Genomic DNA, 6,398 nt, shown 5'->3' with positions numbered 1-6,398 from the left:
GGCCGCAAGGACAAACGCCGCCCGCGTCTCCCTTCCTCAATCCAACTTGTCAAAGAGCGCCCCGGAACCCGGGGCTCATCAGAGGCAAACAGAAGACCGCCCGGCAATCCCGCCGGCCAGTCCCGCCGCTTGTCAGAAGATGGCTCAGCGCCCGGTCCACTTCCGCGGCCGGCGCCGATGAGCCGGGGTATAGATCCACGGTTCCCGGCCGTCAACAGCCCTGTTCCGTGCCTGAGCTCTTTTTTTCGCGCAGCCCGCGCCCCCGCCGCTGCGCGGCCTCCCTGCCCCCGCAGGAGAGCAGAGAAGCCCGGGGTCAGGTCAGTACCCTTTCTTCACCTGCGCCAGCGCCGCGCTGAGGCCCTGCGCGACCCGCGCCCGCTCGTCCGGCCCGGCATCGCGCGCCACCAGCGCCTGCTGTCGACGCGAGACCAGGGTCAGACGCTGGAGACCGTACTCGTCGTCCTCGACCGTCTCGAGCTTTGTCCAGAGCGGGTTGAACCGCCACTCGCGCCGCTCGCCGCGGTGGCTGACCCGGGCCAGCAGGATCTCGATCTGCGAGATCATCACCTCCTCGAAGGAACGCCCGCGTCGGAAGCTCACCTTGAGCGCGGCGTAGATCGCCAGCATGTCGAGGCCGAAGAAGCCGGCCACGGGCCAGAAGCCCATGCGCCAAGCCCAGACCGATACGGCGAGGGAGACCGCGCAACACCCACCCATGACCACCCGGAAGCCGCGCCGGCTCAAAGACTGGTGCGGCCGGATCGTCGCGGTGAAGACGGGCCGGTCGATCGTGTCCGGATCGAGCCCGTAGGGGTGGACGGAAGGATTGCCGCTCGCCATGCGATCCATATAACGCGCCGATGCCCGCCAGAAAGACTCCCCCTCCCGTGACGGATCGCGCCGGTCGGCGCGTCGCGGGACCGGCCGAGGCCGCGCCCGGGGCCGTGACCGAGACGTCGCGAACGAAGCGGCGCGAGGACGCGGCGGAGAACGTGGCCAGAGGCCCGTCCCGGAGCGCCGCCCCGGCGCGGCTCGCGGGTCCGATCGGGCGCGCCGTCACCGCGCAGGTGGACACGGCTCCCGAGGCCGTCGACCCGGCGACGCTCGCCGAGATCTTCCGCCGCTTCCAGGCGGCGGAACCGGAGCCCAAGGGTGAGCTCCACTACGTGAATCCGTTCACGCTGCTCGTTGCCGTGGTGCTGTCGGCCCAGGCGACCGACCGCGGCGTCAATCTCGCCACCGGCCCGCTCTTCGCGGTCGCCGACACGCCCGAGAAGATGCTGGCCCTCGGCGAGGACAGGGTCCGCGATTTCGTGCGCACGATCGGGCTGTTCAACACCAAGGCGAAGAACGTCGTCGCCCTCTCGCGGATCCTCGTGGACGAGCACGGCGGCACGGTGCCGGCGAGCCTGGAAGCCCTCCAGGTTCTGCCCGGTGTCGGCGCCAAGACCGCGAGCGTGGTGCTCAACATCGCCTTCGGGGTTCCGCGGATCGCCGTGGACACCCATATCTTCCGGGTCTCGAACCGGATCCCGCTCTTCGTCGGCGCGACCACCGACAAGGTGCAGGCCGGTCTCGAGGCGATCGTGCCGGATTCCTACCGGCTCCACGCCCATCACTGGCTGATCCTGCACGGCCGCTACACCTGCAAGGCGCGCAAGCCCGAATGCTCGCGCTGCCTCATCGCCGACCTCTGCCGCTACCCGTCCAAGACGACCGCGTGATGGCGGCGTGACGGCGGCGTGACGGGCTGCCGAGGTCGTTCCGGGCACGTCCCGGCCGGCCTCCGCAATCCCGCCCTGCGGGCTAACGCGTTGTGCTGGAAGCCCGCATCCGCTAGTTTGGCGGCCGGTCGCCGGGGCCCTCGGGCAGAGGCCGTCCGGCGGCCCGACCTCGCGTCCGGTCGCCGCGCCGCGGATTCCTCCCAATCGTCGCGCATCAGGAGCCTCGGCCCATGGACTTCCTCAAACCACGGTACACGCCTATGAATCGCCGCCGTCGCATCTACGAGGGCAAGGCGAAGGTCCTCTACGAGGGGCCGGAGCCCGGCACGCTCATCCAGCACTTCAAGGATGACGCGACGGCCTTCAACGCGAAGAAGCACGAGGTCATCGACGGCAAGGGTGTGCTGAACAACCGGATCTCGGAGTTCGTCTTCCAGCACCTCAACGACATCGGCGTGCCGACGCACTTCATCCGCCGGCTGAACATGCGCGAGCAGCTGATCCGCGAGGTCGAGATCATCCCCCTCGAGGTCGTTGTGCGCAACGTCGCGGCCGGCTCGCTGGCGACGCGGCTCGGTCTTGAGGAAGGCACCCAGCTGCCGCGCTCGATCATCGAGTTCTACTACAAGAACGACGCGCTGAACGACCCGATGGTCTCGGAGGAGCACATCACGGCTTTCGGCTGGGCGACGCCCCAGGAGATCGACGACATCATGGCGCTGGCGATCCGCGTCAACGACTTCCTGTCCGGCCTCTTCCTCGGCGTCGGCATCCGGCTCGTCGATTTCAAGATGGAGACCGGCCGCCTGTGGGAAGGCGACATGATGCGCATCGTGGTGGCGGACGAGATCTCCCCGGATTCCTGTCGGCTCTGGGACATCAAGTCCTCCGACAAGCTCGACAAGGACCGGTTCCGCAAGGATCTCGGCGGCCTGATCGAGGCCTATACCGAGGTCGCCAAGCGGCTCGGCATCATGTCGGAGAACGAGAAGGTCCAGGGCGGCGGCCCGCGCCTCGTGCAGTAGGCCCGGTCAGGCTGTCGGCCGGCGCAGGGGCGCCGGTCCGGCCTCGGGAAAACCTGCGCGCAGTCGCGCGTGGGTCGAGAGCGCCGGGTCGAAACCCGGATGGTAATGGGGGTCCTGCACCAGCAGCGACCCCCATCGCGTTCTCAGCGCGGCGATCTCGCGCGCGTGGCGGGCGCGGGCCTCGGGGGTCCAGCGGCGGCTCGCGGCCTCGCGGTGATGCAGGACCGCCCCGGGGACCAGGAGCGTGCGGTAGCCGGCCGCGTTCAGGCGCAGGCAGAGATCGACATCGTTGAAGTCGACCGCGAAGACCGCCTCGTCGAAGCCGCCGACCGCGCGGAACTTCTCCGCCTCGACGACCAGGCACGCGGCGGTCACCGCGGAGACCGTCTGCGTGACGCGCAGAGCGCCGAGATAGCCGGGGGCGTCCCCCGGAAAGTGCCGGTGGCCGTGAGTGACGAGGCCGCCGGTTCCGAGCACGATGCCGCCGTGCTGGATCCGGCCCTCGCCGTCGAGGAGCTTGGCACCGACGGCCCCCACATCCGGGCGGAGGGCCTCCCGGGCCATGCGCGAGAGCCAGTCGGGCCGGAAGGCCTCGACGTCGTTGTTGATGAAGACCAGCAGCCTGCCGCGGGCGCGGGATGCGGCGGCGTTGTTCATGGCGGCGAAGTTGAACGGCCCGGGCCAGGGCACGACGTGCCCCCTCCCCTCCCCCTCCAGGGCCCGCAGGTAGGCGAGCGTCTCGGGCTCGCGACTGTCGTTGTCGCAGACGATGATCTCGGTCGACGGCCAGTCCGTGCAGCTGCGCAGGCTCTCGAGACAGGGGCGCAGGAGATCCAGGCGGTCGCGGGTCGGAACGATCAGGCTGGCCAGGGGCCGCGTTTCGGGCAGGGGATGCTCGACTGCGACGAGGCCGTCCGTTCCCACGGCCACGCGCAGGCCGGCGCCGCCCGCCCGGTCGAGGTGGGCGCGTACGGTGGCGTGATGGGGCGCGTGTCGCGCTTCACGATCCGTCGCGGCGATCGCCTCGCCGCGCCGGACGGACAGGATCTCCGGCAGGTGGCCGATCGCGCCGGGGCCGAAGCGCTCCGCGATCCGAAAGGCGGCCTCGGCGGGACTCCCGGGATCGACGCCGGGGTCGAGGGCGCTGCATCGGCAGGCCAGGACGGGCCCGAGATAATCGAAGGCCGCGAGCCGGTCAGGGTCGAAAACCGGCGGCAGCAGCGGCAGCACCGCGCCGCCGGGTCGCTCCTGCACCAAGGCGTCGCCGTACAGGGCCTGAAGGTCGGGCTCGCTCGCGAACAGGGCCGCGATCCGTCCGGGCGCACCGGCGACGAGGACCCCGTCGCCGATCAGGCGGATCGCGCCGCCCGGACCGGCCGGTGCCGGCGGGAAGCGGTCGAGGATCCCCGGCGGCAGGGTGAGCCGATGGTCGATCCCGATCAGGGCCGCGAGCGCCTGCCGGGCGCGCAGCCGCTTCCCCGTCAGGCGCGCGCCCACGATCGCGGCCGCCGTTCGCGGATGCGCGAGCGCGTGGCGCGCCGCGCCCACCAGCGCGCGCCAGGAGCGGCGCGACGCTCCGAGAAACGGCGCCGCTCGGCGGCCCGACGCGCCGTCCGGCGGCGTCATTCCAGATCCTCGCCGAAGGTCGTGACCGACAGGGCGGGGTGGTAGAACGGATCGTGCCGGATCACGGCGCGCCAGCGCTCGGAGAAGCGGGCGGCCTCCTGCTCGAAGCGGGCGCGCTTGGCCCCGACGGACGGACCGCGGCTGACGGATTCGAGATGGGCCAGCGTCGCGGCCGGCGTCCAGACCGTCTTCCAGCCGGCGGCGCCGAGGCGCAGGCAGAAATCCACGTCGTTGAAATCCACCGGGAAGGCCTCGGCGTCGAATCCGCCCACCGCCAGATACTTCTCCCGCGCGACGGCGAGGCAGGCGGCGGTCACCGCCGAGACCTCGTGCGCGACGCGCAGCCGGCCGAGGTGACCCGGCGTGTCGCCGGGCCGGCGACGCAGGATGTGCCCGGCTCGGCCACCGAGACCGACGACGACGCCGGCGTGCTGCAGGGTACCGTCCCCGTAGAGCAGCTTCGCCCCGACGGCGCCGACCTCCGGCCGGCAGGCCTGCCGGACCATGGCCTCGAGCCAGCCGGGCTCCAGCACGGCGACGTCGTTGTTCAGCAGCACGACGATCGTCCCCGACGCCGCGGCTACGCCGGCGTTGACCATCGCGGCGAAGTTGAAGGGCTGCGGATCCATGAGGATCTGGACGCGCGGATCGCCGCGCAGGGTCGCGTAATGGTCGAGGACCGCCGGATCGGTCGAGCCGTTGTCGACGATGATCAGCTCGATCGGCGCGTAGGCGGTCTCGGCGAGCACCCCGAGGCAGACGCGGGTGATCAGGTCGAGGCGGTCGCGCGAGGGGATCACGATGCTGACCAGCGGCACCGGATCCGGCAAGGGCCATTCCAGGCGAACGGCACCGTCTTGGATCCCGGCGCGGACCTGAGGCCCTCCGGCCGGGAGCGCGTGGAGGGCCGCCGCCCGAGCGGACGGGCTCAGGCCATCGCCGGCAGAGCGGGCGAGGATCCGCGGGACGTGCGCCACCCGCGCGGCGCTGGTCATCGCGGCGGCCATGATGGCCGGCGCGACCTCGGCCATCCGGCCGGCGGGGCGCGCCAGGGCCGCGGCGAGCCAGGTTCTCGACAGGAGGAGGGGAAACCCCGGATACCCCGTCGCCAGGGCGAGGTCCGGGCTCCAGTCCGGCTTCAGCCGCGGTTGGCCGTCGGGATCGATCGCGTCGCCGTAGGCGATGTCCGCGCCCGACAGGGCGTGGGCGAGCAGCGCTAGGGCCTCCGGCTCCGGGACGTCGCCGGGGCGCAGCAGGCACAGGGCCTCCGCCTCGCCGGAAAGTTCGTCGAAGCGGGCAGCCTCGTCCCAGGCCTGGTGGGACATCGGCCCGCTGGCCGTCGCGGGCGGCGCCCCCGCCCAGGCGACCCGGATCGACTCGGGGCGGTGCGTCTGCGCGTTCAGCGCGTCCCGCGTGACCGACAGCGCCGCCGCGTCCCCGTGCTGCGCGAGCAGGACGCACCGGATCTGCAGGGCGGCGGGCGCGATGCGGGCGGGCCGGGTCCGGGCGGCGGCCCAGGACGGGAACCGGTCCATCGGCGTCACCGCGCAGGCGCCGCGCAGGATGTCGCGGTAGCGCCGCTCCGACCCGCGGGCGCGCTCGTAGAGGGCGGAGACGCAGCGCCAGGGCCGGCGCAGGAGGCACTGCGCGAGCACCTCGACCTCGCGTCGGGCGCCGACCCGCTCCAGGGCGAAATCGGCGCCGGCCGAGAGGCGGATGTCCCGCGCATCCGGGGGGATCAGTCCGAGCCAGTGTGCGAGCCCCTGGGAGGCTCCCGGCAGGACGAAGTCCTGAACGGTCTCGTCAGACCCACGCAGGACGCGCAGGATCGGGCGCCGGGGCGCCGCCGTCGGATCACCGGCATAGCTCAGCACGATCCAGCCGGCGGGATGATCCGGGAGCACGAGGCGGCGATCGAACGCGGGATCGTCCGTGGCCTCCAGCCGAAACCGGACAGGCCGGCCGAGCCAGATCCTGTCGCGACCGGTCTTCGCGATCAGCGGGATCGGATCGCCGAGGCGCG

General features: G+C 72.1%; 5 protein-coding genes. 2 read left to right on the top strand and 3 right to left on the bottom strand.

The genetic code is table 11. From position 1 onward, the window contains the following. Positions 1–318: 318 nt before the first annotated feature. On the bottom strand, positions 319–840 hold the full coding sequence (locus tag ACTJK8_RS29085; protein WP_024829287.1) for a DUF2244 domain-containing protein: 522 nt from the start codon (positions 838–840) through the stop codon (positions 319–321). A gap of 203 nt (positions 841–1,043) precedes the next feature. Here ACTJK8_RS29085 and nth point away from each other — a divergent pair, with 203 nt between their 5' ends. Both nth and purC read left to right on the top strand, forming a co-directional pair. Continuing rightward, on the top strand, positions 1,044–1,724 hold the full coding sequence (gene nth, locus ACTJK8_RS29080) for an endonuclease III (protein WP_440762967.1): 681 nt from the start codon (positions 1,044–1,046) through the stop codon (positions 1,722–1,724). A gap of 230 nt (positions 1,725–1,954) precedes the next feature. Further along, positions 1,955–2,749 carry a phosphoribosylaminoimidazolesuccinocarboxamide synthase gene (gene purC / locus ACTJK8_RS29075; protein WP_010684691.1) on the top strand — a complete coding sequence of 265 codons (795 nt, stop codon included), beginning with the start codon at positions 1,955–1,957 and terminating at the stop codon, positions 2,747–2,749. A gap of 6 nt (positions 2,750–2,755) precedes the next feature. Here the strand turns inward: purC and ACTJK8_RS29070 are convergent, their stop codons facing one another. Continuing rightward, on the bottom strand, positions 2,756–4,375 hold the full coding sequence (locus tag ACTJK8_RS29070; protein ID WP_440762966.1) for a glycosyltransferase: 1,620 nt from the start codon (positions 4,373–4,375) through the stop codon (positions 2,756–2,758). Further along, positions 4,372–6,279: a glycosyltransferase gene (locus tag ACTJK8_RS29065; RefSeq protein WP_440762965.1), complete on the bottom strand. Its 1,908-nt coding sequence runs from the start codon at positions 6,277–6,279 to the stop codon at positions 4,372–4,374. Before ACTJK8_RS29065 ends, ACTJK8_RS29070 begins: the two co-directional genes overlap by 4 nt. Between the last annotated feature and the right edge of the window lie 119 nt (positions 6,280–6,398).

This window comes from Methylobacterium sp. 22177 (genome assembly GCF_052045615.1).
GTDB classification, from domain to species: domain Bacteria; phylum Pseudomonadota; class Alphaproteobacteria; order Rhizobiales; family Beijerinckiaceae; genus Methylobacterium; species Methylobacterium radiotolerans.
The sequence above is the reverse complement of the archived record's forward strand: the minus strand, read 5'-3'. Positions and strand labels throughout refer to the sequence as shown.